This is a genomic window from Luteimonas vadosa (assembly GCF_039543545.1).
In the GTDB taxonomy this organism is placed as follows: Bacteria; Pseudomonadota; Gammaproteobacteria; order Xanthomonadales; family Xanthomonadaceae; genus Luteimonas; species Luteimonas vadosa.
On the sequence record NZ_BAABJY010000002.1, the window covers coordinates 447066 to 468664 of the forward strand.

Genomic DNA, 21599 nt, shown 5'->3' on the forward strand with positions numbered 1-21599 from the left:
GGCATGCCTGGAAGCCGGGATGCTGACCGAAGGCGTCGTCGTGGGCGCCGGGCTGTTGTGGCTGGGCGTCCTGTTCGCCATCGCCGTCTACGGCGAGCGCCGGCCGCGGGCCTTCGAAGGAAGCTGGCCGGCGATCTACGCGCTTTCGCTCGCCGTGTACTGCACGTCGTGGACCTTCTTCGGCACGGTCACGCAGGCGGCGCGCTACGACTGGGCGTTGCCGCCGACCTTCGTCGGCACCATCGCGTTGTACGTGCTCGGCGCAGGCGTGCTGGTGCGGCTCGTGCGCCAGGTGCGCGAGAGCAATGCCACGTCGCTGGCCGACTACATCGCCGCGCGCCTGGGCAAGGACGGCTGGTTGGCGGCCGTGGTCACCCTCGTGGCGCTGGTCGGCATCGTCCCCTACATCGCGCTGCAGCTGAAGGCGGTGGCGATGAGTTTCGCGATGCTGGTGCGCACCGACGCGCTCGGCGTCCCGGCGTGGCAGGACAGCGCGCTCTACGTCGCGCTGGCGATGGCCGCGTTCGCGATGTTGTTCGGCACCCGCAGCGCCAGTGCGGCCGAGCACAATCGCGGCTTGGTGCTGGCGATGGCGTTCGAGGCCCTGCTCAAGCTCGGCGCGATGCTGGCGCTGGGTTGGTTCGTGCTGCGGCTGCCCGATGCGCCATCCGCCGCCGTGCCACCGATGCCCGAAGCCGATGCCGCGACGGACTGGTCCGGGTTCGCCCCGCTCGTATTGCTCGGGGTGTTGGCGATGTTCACCCTGCCGCACCAGTTCCACGTCGGAGCGGTCGAATGCCGCGACGAGCGCCATGTCCTGCGCGCGCGCTGGCTGTTTCCGCTGTACCTGCTGCTGATCGCCTTGCCCGTGTTGCCGCTGGCGCGCGCCGGCGAAGCCTGGCTGGGCGCCGGGACCGTGCCTTCCGATCTCTACGTGCTGGCCCTGCCGTTGTCGCAGGGCCAGGACGGGCTGGCCCTGCTGGCCTTCCTCGGGGGACTCAGTGCGGGCACCGGCATGGTGATTGTCAGCACGCTGGCCCTGAGCCTGATGATCGGCAACCACCTGCTGGCACCCTTGCTGCTGCATGGCGCCTGGTCGTCGCGCGGACGCGACCTGCGCGGCGCGGTGCTGATGCAGCGGCGCCTGGGCATCCTCGCCATCGTCTTGTTGGCCTGGGGCTACAGCCGGTTGATCGCAGGCAACGACGCGCTGGCCGACGTCGGCGCGCTGTCGTTCTCCGCGCTGGCCACGCTTGCGCCGGCCATGGGGTTCGCCTTGTGGCGTCCGCAGACTTCGCCGCGGGCGGTGATCGCCGGCATCGCGGTGGCAGCGCTGGCCTGGTCCTGGCTGCTGCTGGTTCCGGTCCTGGTGGCTGCGCGCGAAGGCGACGCCGGCTGGCTGGTCGCCGGTCCGTGGGGGTGGCGTTGGCTGGCGCCGGATGCCTTCGTCGGCTTGACCGGATGGAGCCGGCTCGGACGGGCAGTGGGCGTGAGCCTGTTCGCCGGCGTCGTCACGACATGGCTGTGGGCCGCGTGGTCGCAGTCGTCGCCGCGTCGCTCGGGCCATCGCGGGCTGGATGCCGACACCTTGCGCGAAGCTGGGCTCCGCTTCCTGCCTCGCGAGACGGTTGAATCCGCGCTTGCCGACGCGCCCGCCGTCGGCGCGGTGTCGCCGCGCAGCGAAGCGACCCTGGAACAGGCCTTGGCCACGGTCCTGGGCTCGGCGTCCGCTCGGCTGCTGCTCGATGCCGCGCGCCGCGAGGCCGGCCGCGACTTCGACACCGTGGCCGCGATCGTCGGCGAGGCCTCGCAGGACCTGCGCTTCAACCAGCGCGTGCTCGAGGCCGCGCTGCAGAACATGAGCCAGGGCATCAGCGTGGTCGATCGCGACCTGCGGCTGGTGGCGTGGAACCGTCGCTACGCCGAGCTGTTCGGCTACCCCGAAGGCATGCTGGAGGTCGGGCGATCCGTGTCGGAACTGACCGCATGGGCACTGCAGCGGATGCCGCACGCCGGCACGCCCCAGGCGGCCCTTTCGCGCCGCCTGGGCTGGATGCGCGCCGGCACGCCCCACCTCACCGAGCGCGTGTTTCCCGATGGCAGCATCGTCGAGATCCGGGGCAACCCGATGCCCGGTGGCGGTTTCGTCGCGACCTTCACCGACGTCACCGCCTACCGGCGCACGGAGGCCGAGCTAGTCCGCAGCAACGAAACCCTGGAGCAGCGCGTCGGCGAGCGTACCGCCAGCCTCGATGCGGCACGGCGGGATGCCGAGACCGCCAACGACGCCAAGAGCCGCTTCCTTGCCGCCATCGGCCATGACCTGCTGCAGCCGTTGCACGCGGCCCATCTGTTCACCGACGCACTCGCGCAACAGGCGCTCGACCCGGGCCAGCGCGCGTCGGTGAACCAGATCCGGGGCGCGCTGGATTCCACGACGGACCTGCTCACCGGCCTGCTCGACATGTCGCGGCTGGAGGCGGGCGGCCTGGTCCCTGAATCGCGCGACTTCCCGCTGGCCGAGGTGCTCGACCCGCTGGCCTCGGAATTCGGCGCACTCGCCGCCGAACGCGGGCTGGCCCTGCGCTACCGGCCCACCACGGCGTGGGTGCGGACGGACCCGCAATTGCTGCGGCGCATCCTGCAGAACTTCCTGGCCAATGCGGTGCGCTACACGCCACGCGGGGGCATCCTGCTCGGCGTCCGCCGCAGCCGTGGCGACGTCCGGATCGAGGTGCACGACACCGGCGTCGGCATCGCCTCCGGGCAGCAGGCCTTGATCTTCGAGGAGTTCCGCCGCGGCGAAGACGCCAATGGCCAGGGGCTCGGGCTCGGGCTTGCCATCGCCGACCGGATCGCGCGACTGCTGGAGGCGCCGCTGTCGCTGCGGAGCCAGCCAGGGATCGGCACGGTGTTTGCCGTGCAGGTGGCGGGTGCCCGGCCGCCGGAGCACGTCCACGGCGGGGGCCACGCGCCTGTTCTGGCCGGCTTGCACGTGCTCGCCGTGGACAACGAATCTTCCGCCGTGGACGCCCTGGCGCAGGTGCTGCGTGGCTGGGGCTGCCAGGTCACCTGCGCGACCTCGTTCCAGGCGGCGAAGGCCGCGCTGGACCGCCAGCCCGCCGATTTGTGGGTCCTGGATTATCACCTCGACGCGGGCGATACCGGTGTGGACGTGCATCGTCGCCTTGCAACCCTCCACGGGGCCCGCCCGGCGCTTGTCCTGAGCGCGGACGGCGGGGAAACCGTGCGCCGCGCGGTGCACGAATCGGGGCTGCCGCTGTTGCTCAAGCCGGTCAAGCCGCTTGCGCTCAAGTCGGTGTTGGACCGGTTGCTGGCGGCTCGGACCTTGGCTTCCGAAGACCGCCCGGCCCGTTAAGCGGGAAAGACCGCTAGCCGGTCGGCGGCTCCGGCAGGCCGAACCCGAACGAGTCCATCGACAGGACGCGATCGGTCATCCCGCCCACCACGCGCGTCCGCGGATCCGTATCGCTGGCGGCACCTACGGCCACCAGCAGCGGCAGGTAGTGTTCCTCCGTGGGATGCGCCCGCCCGGCATGCGGGGCGCGCTGGCGATAGTCCAACAGCGCTTCCACGTCTCTTGCGAGGACCGCGTCGGCAACCCAGTCGGCGAACGCCTGGGCGTATTCGGGGTCGCGCACGTCGCGGCGGAACTCGTGCAGGTTGTGGGTCAGGCTGCCCGAACCGACCACCAGGACGCCGCGCTTGCGCAAGGGCGCAAGCGCCTCGCCCATGCGCAGGGCGCCGGCGGTCGTCGCGTCGTGCGGCAGTGACACCTGGAACACCGGGATGTCGGCATCCGGGGCGAGGTGGCGCAGGGGCACCCAGGCGCCGTGGTCCAGGCCTCGCGTGGCGTGCAAGGAAACTTGGAATCCCGCTGTACTGAGCAGGCTTGCCGCCTCCTGGCCCAGCCCGGGATGCCCCGGGGCCGGGTACTGGAGATCGAACAACGCAGCAGGGAAGCCGCCGAAATCGTGGAGCGTCGGCGGGGCGGGGTTCGTGCCCACCTCCACGCCACCCGTTTGCCAATGGGGGGACACGACCAGGATCGCGGAGAGTCCTGCCAGCGCCTGGCCGATTTTCGCCAGCTGGGGGCCAAGCAACCCGGGCTCCAGCGCGAACATGGGGGAACCATGCGACACGAACAGGGCGGGAGCCGGGTTGGAGGGGGTGTTCATCGCGGCTCCTCGCTTGCGGCTGGCAATGGATCGGATTGGTGGCGTGGACCGTGGCGGCAGCGTCGGGCAGTCAGTCCCAAGCCGGCTGCATATCCCGGCGAGCGGCCCTGAGATGGTCGAGGCTGTACATCCCGGCACCGTGGGCGGCGAGGGTCAGGAAGCCGCCGGCAAGGCCGAGGTTTTTCCAGAACTGGATCGCCTGCGCGCTGTCGCCCAGGTCGGCATGGAATAGCGCGGCGCTGGCGACGGAGAAAGTTGCCAGCGCCAGGGCGAACCAGCGGGTGCCCGCCCCGGCCAGGATCGCCAGGCCGCCGACGAGTTCCAGCACGATCACCAGGGGCAGCAGGGCGCCGGGCACGCCCATGGCCTCCATGTACTGCTGGGTCTCGGCGTATCCGCCGATCTTGCCCCAGCCGGAAATGATGAAGATCAGGGAAAGGCCGGCGCGGCCAAGCAGGGAAAGCGATGCGTTCATGACGGCTCCTCGTTGGGGAATGGCCGGCGGGGCTGGGCGAGGCGCCCATGCCGTCTCCGGACAGCCATCACTCTATTGGCGGCATTGGTGTTGATAAAGCAGGCAATAGACAACGAATCGTTCTGAAAATGTAAGCAGTTTGTCCGTGGATGCTCCAACCCACGTCGTGCGCGCGCTGGCTGTCCGAGACGGGCACTTGCGCCAAAGGCGTGCTGGTCCGCCGCTCCCCGGGCGCCCGTGTCAAAGCTGGCGGGAAGGGTCCGTCAGTTCCAGCTCGCGCAGGACGACCCCGGCCTGGGTCCGGTTCCGGACACCCAGGCGCTCGAAGATCGCGGTCAAGTGCGCTTTCACGGTGCGTTCCTGGATGTCGAGCCGGTCGGCGATCTGCTTGTTCAGCAGGCCCTCCGCGACCAGCACCAGCACGCGGAATTGTTGTGGCGACAGGCTGGCGAGGCGCGCCGCCAACCGGGTGTCGTCCGTGGAGGAGCGGGCGTTCGCAACGGCGCCCCGCAGCGGTGGCGGCAACCATTGCTCGCAAGCCAGCACGGTGCGGATGGCGTCGCGCAGTTCGTTCAGGCCGGTGCTCTTGGGCAGGTATCCCGCTGCGCCATGGTCCAGCGCGCGGCGGATGACGCGTGGGTCGTCATTGGCCGAAACGACGACGACCGCGACCCCGGGATGTTGTGCCCGGATCGCAGCCAGGCCGGCCAGCCCGTGGTTGCCGGGCATGTGCAGGTCGAGCAGGACCAGGTCGATGTCGGGATTGGACTCGAGCGCGGAGAGCACCCCGTCAAGCGATTCGGCCTCGCGCACCTCGAGTTCGGCGATCGCGTCGGCCGCGGCCCCGCGCAAGGCCGCGCGGAACAGCGGATGGTCATCGGCGATGAGCAGGCTGGGCATGGCGGGATTCGCGAAAGAGGAAGGTCCCTGGGTCCGTCCCGGTTGGTGGGCGACTGTCGCCGGGACGGAGTTCGGTGATCAGCCGGACGGATGCGGTTGCGGTTGCAGGGAGCTCAGCCCGGCCAGGTAGCGACCGCGCGAGCAGGCGCGGCGCGAAAGCGGAGCAGGAAGGGGAAAGCGCCGGCGGGAAGCGCAGCGCGCCGGCAGGACCCGGTGGCTGGCAAGGACGTCACTGCGCGGTCCAACCGCCATCGATCGGGAACGAAGCCCCGGTGATGTTGTGCGCTTCCCTGCGGCAGAGCCAGACCGCCATGGCGGCGATGTCCTCGGGCAGTGACATGCGCAGCGAGGGTTGTTTCTCGCCCAGCAGGCTGCGCACCCCGTCCTCCCGCGTGCCGCCATCCCGGCGCGCCTCGATCTGCGGTTCGATCAGCGGCGTTTCCACCCAGCCCGGGCAGATGCAGTTCACCGTCACGCCGCCGCTGTCGCGGCTGCCCGCGCTGGCGTACTCCAGTGCCGCGACCTTGCTCAGCCCGACGATGCCGAACTTGCTCGCGACGTAGGGTGCCTTGTTGGCGGACGCCACCAGTCCGTGCACGGAGGCGACGTTGACCACGCGTCCGTAGCCCTTGGCTGCCATTGCGGGCAGGGCAGCGCGCATGGTGTGGAAGGCGGCGCTGAGGTTGATGGCCAGGATGTCGTCCCACTTGCCCACCGGCATCTCGGCGATGGGAACGGCATGCTGGATGCCGGCGTTGTTGACGAGGATGTCGGGCGCGGACCAGTTCGCGACCTTGTCCATCATCGCGGCGATGGCGTCCGGGTCGCGAAGGTCGGCATCGAAATGACGGACGTCGCCGCCGCCTGCGTCGTGGACCTGCCGCCGGGCGGCATCGACCTGGGCTTCGTCGCCCAGGCCATTGATCGCGACCCGCGCGCCCGCGGCGGCCAGCGCGGTGGCGATGGCCAGGCCGATGCCCGAGGTGCTGCCGGTGACCAGCGCGGTGCGACCGGAGAGGAAGGTGTCTGGCATGATGTGGTCAAGTGGGGGGAACCGGTCCACGGTAGCAAACTCCGGCCCGCCTCCAGCCCGTACCAAAGTACGATGCGGCGGTGGCAGGCGATTGCTACGGTGGCGGCATGGAAAAATTGCCCGTGCTGCCGGTCGCGACCCTTGCCTTGACCTTGCTGTGCGCGGCCTGTGCCGCGCACGGCCCCGCGCGAGGCCCCGGCCGCGCCATGACGGAGTCGCCGATGGCGTTCGAATCCGTACGGGCCACGGTGCATCGTGGCGACGACGACCTGCTTACCGCCGGCCTAGGCCTCGACGGCCTGCGCGCGCCGACGCCGCCCGCCTTCGCGGACGAGACGAAGCCGACGCCCGCGGAGCTGCGCCGGCGCGCGATCTGGAGCAACTGGCGCGGTATCGCCGACCTGTCTCCGGGTGGAGGCTACGGCGACGTCTACGGCAGCGTGGCATCCGTGCCGGGCCGCGAGTTCGCGGCGTATGCCAGCGTGCCGGGCGCGACGCATCCGCACCGCGTGTTGTTGCAAGTGCCCGATGGGTTCGACGCGGGGAAGCGCTGCCTGGTGGTGGCGGCGTCCTCCGGATCGCGCGGGGTGTACGGCGCCATCGCGGTCGGCGGGGCGTGGGGCTTGCCGAAGGGTTGCGCCGTGGCCTACACCGACAAGGGCGCCGGCACCGATTACTTCGACCTCGATGCGGGGCTGGGCGTCGGTGTCGACGGTCGCGTGGGGCAGCTGGACGCGGGTGGGCTTGCGTTCGCGCCGGATCAGCCGGCAGGCGCTGGCGGCATCGCCGTCAAGCACGCGCATTCCAAGGACAATCCGGAGTCGGACTGGGGCCGGCACGTGCTCCAGGCCGCCGGCTTCGCGCTGGCGATGCTCGACGAGGCATTCCCGGAGGCGGCGCCCTTCACCTTCGAGAACACCCGCGTCATCGCCACGGGCATTTCCAATGGCGGCGGCGCGGTGCTGCGCGCGGCGGAAATCGACGATGGAAGGCTCGATGCCGTGGTCGCGGGCGAGCCGAATGTGCAGGTGGAGGGCTACGGAAGCCGCGCGCTCTACGACTACGCCACCGAGGCGGCGTTGTGGATGCCCTGCGCGCTGCTGCATCTCGAGGGATTGCCGCAACCGCCGCTCGCGGCGCAGGTGGCGCCCTCATGGTCGCAGCGATGCGCCGTGCTGGCAGGGTCCGGGGTCGTCGAAGGTGCCGATACCGCGGCACGGGCGAAGGCAGCGTACGACCACCTGCGTGCCCGCGGCTGGACGGACGAGGCGTTGCGCGCAGGCGTGCTGTCCGCTGGCTTCGATCTCTGGCGCGCCGTGGCGGTGACCTACGCCTCGGCCTACGGCCGCTACGGCGTCGGGCAGCATCCGTGTGGATATTCGTTCGCAGCGCAGGCGGCCGATGGATCGCCGCGGAAGGCGACCGACACCGAGCGAGCGGCCTGGTGGGCGGACGGCAGCGGCATTCCGCCCGGGGCGGGGATCGGCATCGTCGACGCGAAGCGTGCTGCGCCCGACCCCGACCTGCCCGGCCTGCAGTGCCTGCGCGCGCTGTGGGATGGCGGGTCTGCAGGCGCCGACCGCGTGCGCCGCGGCATCGCGGAAACCCGTGCCTCGGCGCCACGGGAAGGCTTGCCGGTAGTGGTGGTCCACGGTGCCGACGACGGCCTGCTGCCGATGGGCTTCACCAGCACGCCTTACGTGGCCATGGCCCGGGAGGCGGGCAGGGACGTGCGTTACTGGCAGGTGCGCCACGCGCAGCACTTCGATGCGTTCCTGGGCCTGCCCGACTACGCGTCGCGTTACGTGCCGCTGCTGCCCTACGTCTACGCGGCACTCGATCGCGTCAGCGCGCACCTCGAGGCAGGCGCTCCAATGCCCGCGGATGCCGTGGTCGCCGCCGTGCCGCGTGGCGCGGGCATGCCACTCCGGGCCGGGAGCTTGGCGATACCGCCTTGATTCGCAGCCGTCGTTGACGGCGAGACCCAGGGCCGATTTCCGGCGGCGGGACGGTGAAGCCGTGCGCTTTCACGCGGCATTTGGCACGCTGTCCGCCCGCCTTACCCGGATCCCGCCATGTCAGAGCCCAAGCCTCGCGGCCGCCATTTCTCGATGCTTCGCGAATTCCACCTCGCCGACTGGTTCACGCTGGCCAATGCCTTCTGCGGTACCGGCGCGGTGTTCGCGGCGATGCGCTTCCTCCAGGACGGCGTCGTTAGGGACCTGATGCTGGGCATGGCGCTGATCCCGCTGGCCTTCGTGTTCGACGCGCTTGACGGCCGCATCGCCCGCTGGCGCAAGGTCGCCTCCACCCTTGGCCGGGAACTCGATTCGCTCGCTGACGTGATTTCCTTCGGCGTCGCACCGGCGGCGCTCGCCTATGCCTGCGGCATGCAGGGTGGCTGGGACTGGGTCATCCTGAGTTACTTCGTGGGCTGCGGCGTCAGCCGGCTGGCGCGCTACAACGTCACTGCCGAAACGCTGGCCGAGGGCAGCGACAAGGTGAAGTACTTCGAGGGGACCCCGATCCCGACCAGCCTCGCGCTGGTGATCGCGCTCGCCGTGATGGCCTGGCAGGGCAGGCTGGGCGAAGCGATCTGGCTCGGCCAGTGGCAATTGGGCCCGTGGCAGTTGCATCCTCTGTCGCTGGCTTTCGCCCTGTCGGGATCATTGATGATCAGCAAGACGCTGCGAATCCCGAAACCCTAGCCCGGGCAGCCGCGCGAAGGCCATGCGTCGGTTAGACTTTCGGCATTCCTTGGGGGGGATGCGTGGTCAGCCGATTCTCTTTGCGTGCGTACCTGGCGCGGCGATCGATGGCGCACAAGGCGATGCCTTGGGTCGGCGCGCTCCTGTGCGTGTTCGTCCTGGCAGCGCGAGCGCAAGGCTTGCCGGCACTCGAGACCGCCATCTGGCCCGGTGACCGCGAGCCACCCACGCCCGCTGAACTGGCCTCGCGTGCCGCCGACCCGGGCTTCGTGGAGCAGGACGCGCCCGCGCGTTACCTTGGTCCGGATCGCCAGCGGATGCAGTGGTGGCGCGTGCGCATCGACCGGCCGTGGGACAACCCCTCGCACCCGATCCTCGCGCTGTACGCGCCGTACACCAATACGGTGCAGGTGCTGATGCCGCCCGATTACCGGTTGCGGCGCATGTCCCTGCGCTCCAGCGACTTCGACCGCACGCATTCGCGGCATGCCCTCGTGCTGGAGTTGCCGGATGCCTGGGAGCCTTCGCAGCCCGTCTACATCGGGGTCGAGCCAGGGCAGCGCCTGCCGATGCGCATGGAGCTGGTGACCAACGGGGAATTCGAAGCCGCGGACATCCGGCACCTGCAATGGGTGTGGAGCCTGTTCGCCGGGATCGCCATGGTGATGGTCGTCGTGGCGGTTTTCGGCGTGGTCATGCGCGCCCGCGAACTGCTCTACCTCGCGGCGTCGATCGCCGCCATGCTGTTGTTCCAGGGGCTCGTGCTCGGGGAGTTCTACAGTCTCCCGGTTGGCCAGTGGCTGGCGACCACGGACTACCGCATCATCTGGTTCGCACGCTCGCTGCAGGAGGCTTTCCTGCTGCTGTTCGCCGTCGAGTTCTTGGGGACTCGCCGGCACCTGCCGAACCTCGGCCGGGCGCTGCAGGTGATCGCGGCCTGCTTCCTCGTCCTGGCCGTGTTGGCGTGGGTCCCCTTGTCGCCGTTCGCGGGGAAGGCGTTGCCGGCGTTCGGGAGCGTCCTCCTGGCGCTGGGAACGCTGTTGCTCCTGGTGACGCTGGTCCTTCGCGTGCGCCAACGCAACCTCGAGGCATGGTTCTTCCTGGTCGCATGGTTGCCGCTGCTGGTGCTGGACGGGTTGCGCGAACTGGAGTTGCTGCGGCTGACCAGCCTTTACCCGGACAACGAGTACGTGCCGCTTTACGCCTCGGCCTGGGCTTCCCTGATGCTCGCCGTCGGCGTGGCCAAGCGCATGCATGCGGTGCTCGACGAACGGGACGTGGCCGTCGTGGCGGCGGAGCTCGATCCGCTGACGGGCGTCTTCAACCACCGGGCCATCCTGGAACGCTTGCAGCGCGCAGCGGCGGGCGCCGCGAACGGCGTGTCCGTCCTCTACCTGGACCTCGACCACTTCAAGCTGGTCAACGACCGGTTCGGCCATGCCGTCGGCGATGCCTGCCTGACGGTGGCGGTGGGAGTGATCCGAAGCGAGTTGCGCGCCGGCGACAGCCTGGGTCGGCTCGGCGGCGAGGAATTCCTCGCCGTGCTCCCGGGTGCCAACCAGGAGCAGGCGCTGCGCATCGGCGAGCGCATCCGGGCAGAGGTCGAGCGCGTCGGCGAGACGGTGGCCGACCACGATATCCGCCTGACCATCAGCATCGGGCTTGCGTCCGCCGAATCTGCCGCCGCATGCGGGGACCTCGTGGACCGCGCCGACCAGGCCATGTACCAGGCCAAGGGCGAGGGCCGGAACCGGGTGCGCGTGGCCACCGCCGGGACCTGACCGGCTGGGCGGCCACGCCTGTGGTGCTAACCTTCCCGCTTCGCTGGACGGGATGGAAACGTGGCCAAGCCTGAGCATCAAGAGAACGAATTCGAAACCCTGGCGCGCCAGTACTGGGGCGCCTGGGGCGACGCGATGCGGCAGGCATCGGCCCCGGCGACCCCGTCCCCCGGCATGGCGGGGGCCAAGGCCTGGCACGACGCCATGGACTGGTGGGCGCGAGCGGCACGCGGCGAGCAATCCCAGGCCAACGTGGCCCTGGATCAGTTCAATGCGCAGGCCAAGCTGTGGTACGGCCAGATGCAACAGGTCGCGGCGCAGTTCGCCGGACAGGATGCCGGCGCCGGCGAGATCACGCGTGCCTGGAAGGAGGCGCTGGGCGCCGCCGGCCACAATCCGTTCCCCGAAATGCTGCGGAGCATGCGCGGTCCGGGCCTGCAGGGCATGGACCAATGGATCGAGGACGCCTCCCCGTTCCTAAGCGCGTTCCGCGACGAAGGCGCGAGCTGGCTGCGTCTTCCGCAATTCGGTTTCGCCCGCGAGCACCAGGAGCGCGCGCAACGCCTGGCCGAAGCGCAGATGGAGGTCCAGCAGCAGGCAAGCGCGTACAACGCGCTGATGCTCAAGGCCTCGCAGTCGGCCTACGAGATCTTCGAATCCAAGCTGGCCGAACGCGAGGAGCCGGGGCGGCAGCTCGATTCGCCACGGGCCTTGTTCGACCTGTGGATCGACGCCGCGGAGGAAGCCTATGCGGAGATCGCGTTGTCGCCCGAGTTCCGTACGGCGTACGGCAACCTGGTGAATGCGCAGATGCGCCTGCGCGGCGCGGTGCAGCAGGAAGTCGAACAAGCCAGCGCGATGTTCGGCATGCCGACGCGCAGCGAGCTCGACGGCGCGCACCGCAAGATCGTCGAACTGGAGCGGGCGGTGCGCCGGATGCGGGACGCGATGCCGGCGACAACGGGCGGGGCCACGCAAGCCAAGACGAGGCCGACTGCGGGAGCGAATGCCGGAACCGAACCGAAGGCGCCGGCAAAGGCGAAAGCCAAGACGAGCGCCAAGGCAAAAGCGAAGCCAAAGTCACTTGGGGCCCGCGCACGCACCCGCGCCCCGGGCAAGGGTACGAACCCCCGGTCGGCGAGCAAGCCCAAGGCCGACAGCAAGAAGGCGACCGTGCGCAAGCCGGGCGCCGCCGGCAAGGGGAAGCGCTGACATGACCGGCCCCTTGAATTTCAGTCCGGCGAAGCTGGCCGAGGAGGCCGCGCGCTTCCAGCGCAAGCTGGGGGCCGGGCTGCAGACGCTGCGCGAAGTCGACGACGTGGACTACGGCGCGACGGACAAGCAGGAAGTCTGGCGCGACGGGAAAACCGTGCTCTACCGTTTCAAGGGCAACGCCGAGCCGACGGCGAAAGTCCCGCTATTGATCTGCTATGCGCTCGTGAACCGCCCGTACATGGTCGACCTGCAGGACGACAAGTCGATCGTGCGCAACCTGCTGGCGCGTGGCGAGGATGTCTACCTCATTGATTGGGGCTACCCGGACCGATCGGACCGGTTCCTCACGCTGGAGGACTACATCGAGCGCTTCCTCGGTGGGGCGGTCGACCACCTTCGCCAGGAACATGGCCTGGACGGGATCAACCTGCTCGGAATCTGCCAGGGTGGGGCGTTTTCGCTGTGCTACGCGTCGCTGCATCCGGACAAGATCAGGAACCTGGTCACCATGGTCACGCCGGTGGACTTCCACACCGACGACAACATGCTGTCGAACTGGACGCGCGGGATGGACGTCGACCTGTTCGTCGATACGCTGGGCAACGTGCCGGCGGACCTGATGAACCTGTGCTACCTGACGCTCAAACCCTGGCGGCTGTTCGTCCAGAAGTACGTAGGGCTCGTCGACATCCTCGACGACAAGGCGGCGATCGAGGATTTCCTGCGCATGGAGAAGTGGATCTTCGATTCTCCCGACCAGGCCGGCGAGGCGTTCCGCCAGTTCATCAAGCAGTTCTACCAGGGCAACGGCTTCGTCAACGGCGGCATCCGCATCGGCGAGCGTGAAGTGCACCTGGGGCTGGTGGAAATGCCGGTGCTGAACATCTTCGCCGAGCAGGACCACCTTGTTCCGCCGGCGGCATCGAAGGCGCTCAAGGCACTGGTGGGCACGCAGGACTATTCGGAGCTGTCGTTCCGTGGCGGCCATATCGGCATCTATGTCTCCGGCAGGGCACAGAAGGAAGTGCCTGGCGCCATCCACGATTGGCTGGCGGCGCGGGCGTGAGGCGCGAAGCGGGCTCGGCGCGCCGGTCGCCCAAGGCCGGTCCATCGGCGACGCGCTAGACTCCTGCCAAAGCCCGGAAGGCAGGCCGCCATGAACGAGAACAGACCCTTCACCCGCTCCGTCGATGACCGCGTGCTGGCCGGCGTCATGGGCGGGATCGCGCGGCGTTTCGGCTGGAGCTCAACGCTCTTGCGCGTCATCTACGTGATCGGCTCGATCGTGTCGGTAGCGTTCCCCGGCATCCTGGTCTACCTGGTCCTGTGGCTGGTCATGCCGGAAGGCGAGTGAGCGAAGGCGGGTTCCGGGGGGCGTCGGTTCACGGAGTCCTGCGCGCCCTGTGGCGCGTCCTCGGGATCCTCTGGACCTCGCCCAACACCATCATCGGATTGCTGCTGGGAGTCGCCGGGCTGCCCTTCGGCGCGCATGCGCACGTCCGGGCCAGGGAGCTGGCCGTGGTGTTCCACGAATGGCCGTGGGGGCCCGGCGGAGCGCTGACGCTGGGCAACGTCATCATCCACACCGGCGACAGCCTCGATGCCGAGTGCCTGACCTATGCGCACCGCGCCGGGCTCGTCGACGAGCCCGGGGTCATCCTCGCCGACCACGAGCGCGCGCACGTGCTGCAGTACATGGCGCTCGGCCCGCTGTTCCTGCCGCTGTACCTGCTCTGCGGCGGGATCAGCGTGCGCAACCGGTTCGAGCGCGCCGCCGACCGCTATGCACGGACCGGGGCCGGGTGGTGGCCCTGGTGAGCGCACCCGTCGCCGCACCAAGACGTGCCGACGAACGGTCGTGCCGTTTGACGATTACCTAACAAGGGGCGCGGTAATCTCACCACGTCGAAGAAAAAGCGGAAGGCGAAAGCCGGAAGCAATCGCTTCGACAAGGAAGGCTCAGCCGATCGGGGCAACCCGAAAGACTGGGCCTTCTGCTTGTCCGGGATTTGGATTGCTGTGCGCCGGGTCGCTGCTTCTAAGCCCCGTCGCGACCTGATTTCGCGTGTTTGCCTGACATTCCGAAGTCCCGGCATGCGGATGGTGCGGCAAGCAGTTGATTCGAACTTGCGCGCACTGCGCATCGCCAATGGCAAGGTTCGGGACCCGCCGCGCGGCGTCAGCGTCGGGCCATCGGGAAGTGGATCAACGATTCGTCCAGCAGCACGCCCGAAGGCGCGAAGCGGCGCTCGGCGAACAGCAGGGCGTCGCGTTCGACCAGCACAACGGTGCTGCAGCGCGTGCCATAGCGCTCGTCCAGGACGAACGCCGGCGAAAGCGCTCGCTCGAGGTCGAGCCCCACGCCGGTGTCGGGCAAGGTGGCGTCCGGCGCCGGAGTTGAATCGGCCAGCGCGTCGAACAGCGGCGAAATTTCAGGCATGCCGACCGCCGCAGCCTCGGCGGCCCGGGAGTGCAGCCAGGCATCGAGTGCACGCGTGGCGTGGGCGCTCTTGGGCCAGGGGGCGTCGAAGGCGCCATTGGACATCGCATGCATCCCCGGCTCGATTGCGGAATGCGCGGGGCCGGGGTAGTTGGTCGCGACCACCAGGCACTCGCCGTCATGCAACAGCAGGTTGAAGCGGCCGTACTCGGACGCGGACACCCCGAGCGCGGTCGCAGCAGCCAGCGCAGCGCTGCCGGAGCGGACGAAGTCCCGCACCAGCCAGCCACGCGAGCGGGGCGCCTGCCCGGGCGCCAGCCCCACGCGGACATTGGTCACGGCGGCCAGCCTGCCGCGCGTCGAGACCTGCAGCCAGCCGCCGCCCTGCACGAGGTCGCGGCCTCCATACACATCGGTTGCCTCCGGATCGAACGAGGCCGGGGCAGCGGGTCGCGCATGCAGTTCATCGCGATTGGCGACCAGCGCGAGCTGGTAGCGCGGATGCACGCGCCAGGCGAGGGCGATCAGGCACATGGCGAAAGCATAGCGGGCGCGTCGGTCGCGGGTCGTCCACGCGCGTTTAACGCGGATGGACAGGCGGCGCGCGATGATGCCGATCGCGGCTTGCCGCATCGCCGCGCGCCTGCCGGATCTTCCGTGTTGCGTGCCATGGGACTGCCGCCGGAGGCGTGCCGTTTCTAACAGACGAAGAGGAGAGCCCCATGAGTTATGTCGATGGCTTCGTAGTGCCGGTACCGAAAAAGAACATCGATGCGTATCGAAAGTTGGCGCGCCGTGCCGGGAAGGTGTGGAAGGAGCACGGTGCGCTGGCCTACGTCGAATGCATCGGTGACGACGTACCACCCGGCAAGGTCACGTCGTTCGACAAGAGCGTCCAGCTCAAGCGCGGCGAGGTGGTGGCGTTTTCATGGATCGTCTACAAGAGCCGGGCGCAGCGCGACCGCATCAACAAGAAGGTCATGGCCGACCCGCGCCTTGCCGACATGATGGATCCCGGCAACATGCCGTTCGACGGCAAGCGGATGTTCTGGGGCGGATTCAAGCCAATCGTCGAACTTTGACTGTGTGCGGGGGCCAGCGCGGCCCCGGTCCCGGGCGGATGTAATCCTTGTCATGTTTCCATGATTCTGGAATCATGGAAACATGAACCCCGATGCCACCGTTGCCGCCTTGCATGCGCTGGCGCACCAGCATCGCCTTGCGGCATTCCGGGCCTTGGTGCGGGCCGGCCCCGGCGGCTTGCCGGTAGGCCATTTGCGCAAGCGGCTCGAGATCCCGCCGGCCACGCTGTCGGCCCACCTCAATGTCCTGCGCGCGGCCGGGTTGGTCGGCGACGAGCGCGAAGGACGGGTGATCCGCGTGCGTGCCGACTTCGAACGGATGTACGCGCTGATCGAGTTCCTGACCGAGAACTGCTGCGAAGGTGCGTCATGCACCCCCGCCACCCCCGCTGCAGCGTCCGCAGGCAGACCCAGTCCATCCCGCCCTTCCCCGACCGGACCCGTCCCATGACCCAGCGCCGCCTCAACGTCCTGTTCCTTTGCACGGGGAATTCCGCGCGCAGCATCCTCGCCGAGGCCTTGTTGGGCAAGCTGGGTGAAGGACGATTCGAGGCCTACAGTGCCGGCAGCCAACCCAGTGGGCAGGTGCAGCCGATGGCCGCGGACCTGGCCAGGTCCCTGGGCTATCCGGTCGAGCGCCTGCGCAGCAAATCGTGGGACGAGTTCGCCGGGCCCGGCGCGCCGTCGATGGATATCGTCATCACTGTCTGCGACAACGCCGCCGGCGAGGCCTGCCCCGTCTGGCTCGGGCACCCGGCGACCGCCCACTGGGGTGTCCCGGACCCGGCGGCGGTGCAGGGCGACGAAGACACGCGTCGGCAGGCCTACTTGGCTGCGTTCGCCACACTGCGCAGACGGGTCGAGCTGCTGCTCGCCCTTCCGCTGGAGAAGCTGGACCGGCTCGCCATGCAGGCGAAGCTGGGCGAAATCGGGGAGGTCGTCGCCCGATGAGCGCGGATGCCCCCTCGTCGCCCCGTTTGTTGCTGGCGGAGTTCGTTGCCACTGCGGTGTTGCTGGTGGCGGTGGTCGGGTCGGGCATCATGGCAGAGCGGCTGGCGGGCGGGAACGTCGCGCTTGCGCTGCTCGCCAACGCATTGGCCACCGTAGGCGCGCTGTACGTCCTGATCGAGGTCTTCGGTCCGGTCAGCGGTGCGCACATGAACCCCGCCGTCAGCCTCGGCCTAGCGATGGAAGGCCGCATGCCGTGGCGCGCGGTGGCGCCGTACGCCTCCGTGCAATGCGCGGGGGCGATCATCGGCGTCTGGCTGGCGCATGCGATGTTCCAGTCGCCGATCCTGCAGCTGTCGTCCCAAGCGCGCATCGGGAGCGGCCAGGTGCTGGCGGAAGTCGTCGCCACGGCGGGCCTGCTGCTCGTGGTCCTGCGTGCGCCCCCGTACCGCGTGGCTCCGATGGTTGCCGCGTACATCGGCGCGGCGTACTGGTTTACAGCGTCGACGTCCTTCGCCAACCCGGCGGTCACGCTCGGACGGTTGTTCACCGACAGTTTCTCAGGGATCGCGCCCCCGAGCGCGCCAGGCTTCCTGATTGGGCAGGGACTGGGCGTGATGGCTGCCCTCCTGCTCCACCGCATCCTCGGACCTGCCCCGGCCGCGGAGCGGGCCGCGGCGCCCGCGATTGCCGACTCGCGCTGAGTCTAGACGTGCTCGGGGCCGGCGCCGCAGGCATTGCCTGTTCGCTTGGAGCGCAGGGGGCACCGATGCATGATGGGGCGATAATGCATGGATGTTACGGTTGGCAAGGACGTACGGGGGGAAGGAATGAACGCTTCGGCGAGTGACCGAATGGAAGTCGTGCCCGACGGCGAGAGCTTGGCCGGTGCGCTGCTGCGTGCCATCACGCCGGAAGAGGTGGCGCGCATCCTGCTGGAGGCCGGGGGAGCGGCTGCCGCCGGTGCCTCTGTGGCCTGGTCCGCGCACTGGCCATTCTCGATCGAAACGTTCCCGCCCGCGGTGCCTGGCGAAGTACTCCGGGAGCTTCGTGACGCTGTCGGCGACCGCCGGGCCGGTCTTGTGGCTTCGCCGAATGTCCACGTCATGCACGACGATGGCGATGCCCGCGTCGCGGCGGTGCATTGCCCGGCGGGCTGCCCCTCGCCCGGGCACGGTGTCCTGGCGTTGACCTCGCTTCGCATGGAGGAGGTCCTGTCGATCCAGCATCTGCAGGGCACCATCGAACAGCTCGAGCAGGCGGAGCTGCTGCAACGCTCGCTCTACGCCATCGCCGACATGGCCGGCTCCGACCATGAAATGCCGGAAATGCTGCGTGGGCTGCATCGCATCGTTTCGGAGCTGATGTACGCGGAGAATTTCTACATCGCGCTCTACGACAGCCAGCGCGACACGCTGAACTTCATCTACTTCGTTGACACGGTCGATACCGACGGCCCCCAGCCCGGGGAGGACGTGCCGCTGTCGGTGCTCGAGCGTGGCCTGACCTGGTACCTGATCCGGGAGGGCAAGCCCTTGATGGGAAACGACGACGAGCTGCGTGCCCAGGTGCCCGGGCCGGTCAACTGGCAAGGCGCCGACAGCAGCGACTGGCTCGGCGTCCCGATGTTGCGCGATGGCAAGGTGCGCGGCGCCCTGGTGGTGCAGAGTTACGTCGAGGGCACCCGTTACACGGTGGCCGAGATGAGCCTGCTGGCGTTCGTGGCGGAGCACATCCTCACCGCGCTGGAGCGAAAGCAGGGCCGCGACGAACTCGAGCGCCATGTCGCGGAACGAACCGCCCAACTGGCGGAGGCGAACCGGGAACTCCGCCACGAGGTCGCCGAGCGCAAGCGCGGCGAGCGGCTCCAGGCCACGCTCTACCGCATCGCGGCGCTTGCCGGACTGGACGAGTCGCGCGAGCACTTCTACCGCCACGTGCACGACAGCGTCGGTGAGCTGATCAATGCACGCAACTTCTTCATCGCGCTGCTCTCGGAAGACGGGGAAGAGGTCACCTTCCCTTACGTCCGGGACGAGTTCGAGCGCAATTGGGGGGCGCGGCGACGCGGCCGCGGCCTGACTGAATTCGTCCTCAGGACGGGCAAGGCGCAACTGGTCGACCTGGAGCGTTCGCGTGAACTTTTGCGCACCGGCGACATCGATTCGGCGATGGTCGGGACGCCAACGAAGGTGTGGCTTGGCGTGCCCCTGTTCGACAGCAACCGTGCGATCGGCGTCGTCGCCGTGCAGGACTACGAGAGCGACGAAGGTTACGACGACCGGGACGTCGAGCTGTTGACGTTCGCGTCCCACCAGATCTCGAGCAGCCTGCAGCGGCATCGCGCCGCCGAACAGCTGCGCCTGGCCAATGTCGAGCTCGAGCGGCGCGTCGAGGAGCGCACGGTGGAATTGCGGGCCGAGATCGCGGTGCGCGAGCAGGTCGAAGCCAAGCTCCAGCACCAGGTCATGCATGACGCACTCACGGGTCTCCCGAACCGCAGCTACCTCCGCGACCACCTGGACCGGGCCCTGTCCACGCTGGCACGGGATCCGCTCAAGGGATTCGCGCTGCTTTACGTCGATGTCGACCGGTTCAAGGTCATCAACGACAGCCTCGGCCACCTCGCCGGCGACGCGGTGCTGAAGCAAGTCGCGCTCCGCATGGGGCAGTGCGTCCGGGGGCCAGACATCGTTTCGCGGCTGGCGGGCGACGAATTCGCGATCCTGTTGCAGGGCGAGCCCATGCCCGAGATCGCGACGAAGGTGGCCCGTCGCGTGCTCGATGCCTTCGAGGCGCCGCTGGAAGTGAGCGGGCGGTCGCTGCAGGTCTCCACCAGCGTCGGCATCGCCGTCGTCGACGGCCATTACACCGCCGCCGACCAGATCCTGCACGACGCGGACATCGCCCTGTACCGCGCGAAGCAGGCCGGGCGCAGCCGGTTCGAGCTGTTCGACGAAGTCATGCAGCGCAACGCGATGGACGTGCTGGACCTGGAGCAGGGCTTGCGGGACGCGCTGGTCCGCGACGAGTTCGAGCCCTGTTTCCAGCCGCTGGTTCGCCTCGACGATGGCTCCACGTTGGGCTACGAAGCCTTGCTGCGCTGGCGGCATCCGCAGCGCGGCCTGCTTGCACCCGGCGACTTCCTCGACGTGGCCGAGGACAGCGGCCTGATCGAGGCCATCGATTGGCGCATGTTCCACCATGCGCTTGCCGCTAGCCGCGAGCTGGTCGGGACCGACCGCTACGTCACGCTCAACGTGTCGCCCCGCCTGTTCCAGCGCGAGGATTTCGACGTGCGCATGCTCGCGCTGACGTCGGAGCTGGATTTCGATCCCGCGCGCCTGAGGCTGGAAGTCACCGAAGGTACCTTGCTCAACGACCCCGAAGCGGTGGTCGCCGTGCTGCACCGCTTGCGCGAGGCCAACATCGAGGCGGCGCTGGACGACTTCGGCACCGGTTACTCGTCGCTGGGCCACGTCCACCGGTTCCCGCTGAAGATGATCAAGATCGATCGCAGCTTCGTCACCCCGTTCGCGGGCAGCCCCATCGAGATGCGCAGCAGCGCGGTGATCGAGGCGATCCTCGCCCTGGGCAAGGCCTTGGGCGTGGAAATCGTGGCCGAGGGCATCGAGACGGAGGCGCAGCGCACGACCCTGCTCGGCATGGGTTGCGAGTTGGGGCAGGGCTACCTGTTCGGCAGGCCTGCGCCGGCCAGCCACTGGCTGGCATCCCGCTAGGCGCCTGGTCGGCCAAGGGGAGGGGGAGGCGAACGGGGCGCCCGGCTCCTGTGTCGGGCGCCGGTGCGGCCTTGCCGGCTTCCCGCAGCGTGGGGGACGGCGGTGTCCGCCTGCGTGGCAGGTAGCGTGGGCAGGGCGTTGGCGCACGCGCGTTCGAGCCCCGCCCGCGCAGTGCCGTCGTACCAGCGCACGATCGGCGTGCCCGACGCACGGACGAGGTCGCGGACGGCGTCGTGCGCCGCGTTGCGGCTCTGGGCACTGACGAAGTACTCGTGCATGCCGGCGCGTTCGCGAGGCGTCAGCCGGAGGGTGTCGCCCGTGCGCATGGTGGAAACCAGGTAGCACGACTCCACCAGCGACGCCTGGTACTCGTCGTCCCGTCGGCTGGGTCGCCGCGCGCCGCCGCCGCGTGCCGAGAGCGCATGCCGCATTTCATGCAATGCCGTGGAGAGGGCCTTGCCGACGCCGACCGAGAGTGGCGTTGGCGCATCGGGGACGGCCACGAGCACGTCGACGATCGTCGCGCGGGCCACGGGGTGCGAACGCCGCCAGGTGGTGCGATGGCGGGTATCGACCAGGGTCAGGATGATCCTCGCGCGCGGCTGCCCGGGCGGACGCATGCGTTGCAGCCACTGCAGGGCCGTGTCGAGTTCCGGCGCGAAGTCGGGTGCCTGCGCGTCGAGCTTCGCCGCCGTCTCGAGGTCGGCGTGCAGTTCGATGGCGGCACCGGAAAGGCGGCGCGTGGTGACGTGGCGCGTGCGCAAAGAGCCATCCCGGGCGGGCATGCCCATGTTGACCTTGCTGAGCGTTTCCACCCGCGTCCCGAGCAGGCGGACGCCCCACGAATCTTCGGTGGTGCGTTCCGGACGCCGGGCGTCGGTGGGCGGGACGGAGCCCAGGGCCGCGAGCAGTACGATCGACCATGCGTGAAGGCGAATATGCAACTAGGGCGCGTCCCGGGGCGGGGCCGCCATCATTGCGCCTGCGTCCTAAAGCCAGCTTGAACGACCCTGCATTTCACGCTGCGTGGGCGCGATCCGATCGACACTGCGCACCTGGACGACTGGAAAACCGGAGC

19 protein-coding genes are annotated in these 21599 nt (G+C 69.1%); 13 read left to right on the forward strand and 6 right to left on the reverse strand.

Annotation, left to right across the window (positions count from 1 at the left end; all coding sequences use genetic code 11):
* The first annotated feature begins 19 nt into the window (after positions 1–19).
* Entirely contained in the window at positions 20–3379 is a 3360-nt protein-coding gene (locus ABD970_RS07940) for a hybrid sensor histidine kinase/response regulator (protein ID WP_345294956.1), read from the forward strand.
* A gap of 13 nt (positions 3380–3392) precedes the next feature.
* Here the strand turns inward: ABD970_RS07940 and ABD970_RS07945 are convergent, their stop codons facing one another.
* The 4 genes from ABD970_RS07945 to ABD970_RS07960 form a co-directional block, all read right to left on the reverse strand.
* A complete protein-coding gene (locus ABD970_RS07945) occupies positions 3393–4199 on the reverse strand; it encodes a dioxygenase family protein (protein ID WP_345294957.1) in 807 nt (268 codons plus the stop codon).
* Between the two features lie 70 nt (positions 4200–4269).
* Positions 4270–4674 carry a DoxX family protein gene (locus tag ABD970_RS07950; RefSeq protein WP_345294958.1) on the reverse strand — a complete coding sequence of 135 codons (405 nt, stop codon included), beginning with the start codon at positions 4672–4674 and terminating at the stop codon, positions 4270–4272.
* A gap of 240 nt (positions 4675–4914) precedes the next feature.
* On the reverse strand, positions 4915–5574 hold the full coding sequence (locus tag ABD970_RS07955; RefSeq protein ID WP_345294959.1) for a response regulator: 660 nt from the start codon (positions 5572–5574) through the stop codon (positions 4915–4917).
* Positions 5575–5803: 229 nt separating this feature from the next.
* A complete protein-coding gene (locus tag ABD970_RS07960) occupies positions 5804–6607 on the reverse strand; it encodes a 3-hydroxybutyrate dehydrogenase (RefSeq protein ID WP_345294960.1) in 804 nt (267 codons plus the stop codon).
* A gap of 107 nt (positions 6608–6714) precedes the next feature.
* Here ABD970_RS07960 and ABD970_RS07965 point away from each other — a divergent pair, with 107 nt between their 5' ends.
* From ABD970_RS07965 to ABD970_RS07995, 7 genes are all read left to right on the forward strand, one after another.
* Positions 6715–8565 carry a 3-hydroxybutyrate oligomer hydrolase family protein gene (locus ABD970_RS07965; protein ID WP_345294961.1) on the forward strand — a complete coding sequence of 617 codons (1851 nt, stop codon included), beginning with the start codon at positions 6715–6717 and terminating at the stop codon, positions 8563–8565.
* A 117-nt stretch (positions 8566–8682) separates the two neighbouring features.
* Positions 8683–9315: a CDP-alcohol phosphatidyltransferase family protein gene (locus ABD970_RS07970; RefSeq protein WP_345294962.1), complete on the forward strand. Its 633-nt coding sequence runs from the start codon at positions 8683–8685 to the stop codon at positions 9313–9315.
* Positions 9316–9437: 122 nt separating this feature from the next.
* Positions 9438–11096, forward strand: coding sequence for a GGDEF domain-containing protein (locus ABD970_RS07975; protein ID WP_345294963.1), 1659 nt, complete (start codon positions 9438–9440; stop codon positions 11094–11096).
* A 60-nt stretch (positions 11097–11156) separates the two neighbouring features.
* The gene (gene phaE / locus ABD970_RS07980) at positions 11157–12308 is read left to right on the forward strand and encodes a class III poly(R)-hydroxyalkanoic acid synthase subunit PhaE (protein ID WP_345294964.1); all 1152 of its coding nucleotides are present in this window, start codon (positions 11157–11159) and stop codon (positions 12306–12308) included.
* A 1-nt stretch (position 12309) separates the two neighbouring features.
* Positions 12310–13377: a class III poly(R)-hydroxyalkanoic acid synthase subunit PhaC gene (locus ABD970_RS07985; RefSeq protein ID WP_345294965.1), complete on the forward strand. Its 1068-nt coding sequence runs from the start codon at positions 12310–12312 to the stop codon at positions 13375–13377.
* A 90-nt stretch (positions 13378–13467) separates the two neighbouring features.
* Positions 13468–13665 carry a PspC domain-containing protein gene (locus ABD970_RS07990; protein ID WP_345294966.1) on the forward strand — a complete coding sequence of 66 codons (198 nt, stop codon included), beginning with the start codon at positions 13468–13470 and terminating at the stop codon, positions 13663–13665.
* Positions 13666–13730: 65 nt separating this feature from the next.
* Positions 13731–14129 carry a hypothetical protein gene (locus tag ABD970_RS07995; RefSeq protein ID WP_425563095.1) on the forward strand — a complete coding sequence of 133 codons (399 nt, stop codon included), beginning with the start codon at positions 13731–13733 and terminating at the stop codon, positions 14127–14129.
* 361 nt (positions 14130–14490) lie between these two features.
* On the opposite strand, the gene ABD970_RS08000 is transcribed toward ABD970_RS07995, so the two are convergent.
* Complete coding sequence (locus tag ABD970_RS08000; protein WP_345294967.1) at positions 14491–15285, reverse strand: NRDE family protein; 795 nt, start codon at positions 15283–15285, stop codon at positions 14491–14493.
* A gap of 188 nt (positions 15286–15473) precedes the next feature.
* Between ABD970_RS08000 and ABD970_RS08005 the strand changes: the two genes are divergently transcribed.
* The 5 genes from ABD970_RS08005 (at position 15474) to ABD970_RS08025 (ending at position 20521) form a co-directional block, all read left to right on the forward strand.
* Positions 15474–15833 (forward strand): DUF1428 domain-containing protein, encoded by a 360-nt coding sequence (locus ABD970_RS08005; protein WP_345294968.1) that lies wholly within the window; start codon positions 15474–15476, stop codon positions 15831–15833.
* Between the two features lie 82 nt (positions 15834–15915).
* A complete protein-coding gene (locus ABD970_RS08010; protein WP_345294969.1) occupies positions 15916–16284 on the forward strand; it encodes an ArsR/SmtB family transcription factor in 369 nt (122 codons plus the stop codon).
* The gene (locus ABD970_RS08015; RefSeq protein ID WP_345294970.1) at positions 16281–16784 is read left to right on the forward strand and encodes an arsenate reductase ArsC; all 504 of its coding nucleotides are present in this window, start codon (positions 16281–16283) and stop codon (positions 16782–16784) included. The genes ABD970_RS08010 and ABD970_RS08015 overlap by 4 nt, the downstream gene beginning before the upstream one ends.
* Positions 16781–17485 (forward strand): aquaporin, encoded by a 705-nt coding sequence (locus ABD970_RS08020; protein ID WP_345294971.1) that lies wholly within the window; start codon positions 16781–16783, stop codon positions 17483–17485. The genes ABD970_RS08015 and ABD970_RS08020 overlap by 4 nt, the downstream gene beginning before the upstream one ends.
* A gap of 150 nt (positions 17486–17635) precedes the next feature.
* On the forward strand, positions 17636–20521 hold the full coding sequence (locus ABD970_RS08025) for a bifunctional diguanylate cyclase/phosphodiesterase (RefSeq protein ID WP_345294972.1): 2886 nt from the start codon (positions 17636–17638) through the stop codon (positions 20519–20521).
* Here the strand turns inward: ABD970_RS08025 and ABD970_RS08030 are convergent.
* Positions 20518–21465 (reverse strand): hypothetical protein, encoded by a 948-nt coding sequence (locus ABD970_RS08030; protein ID WP_345294973.1) that lies wholly within the window; start codon positions 21463–21465, stop codon positions 20518–20520. The genes ABD970_RS08025 and ABD970_RS08030 overlap by 4 nt on opposite strands.
* Positions 21466–21599 lie beyond the last annotated feature (134 nt).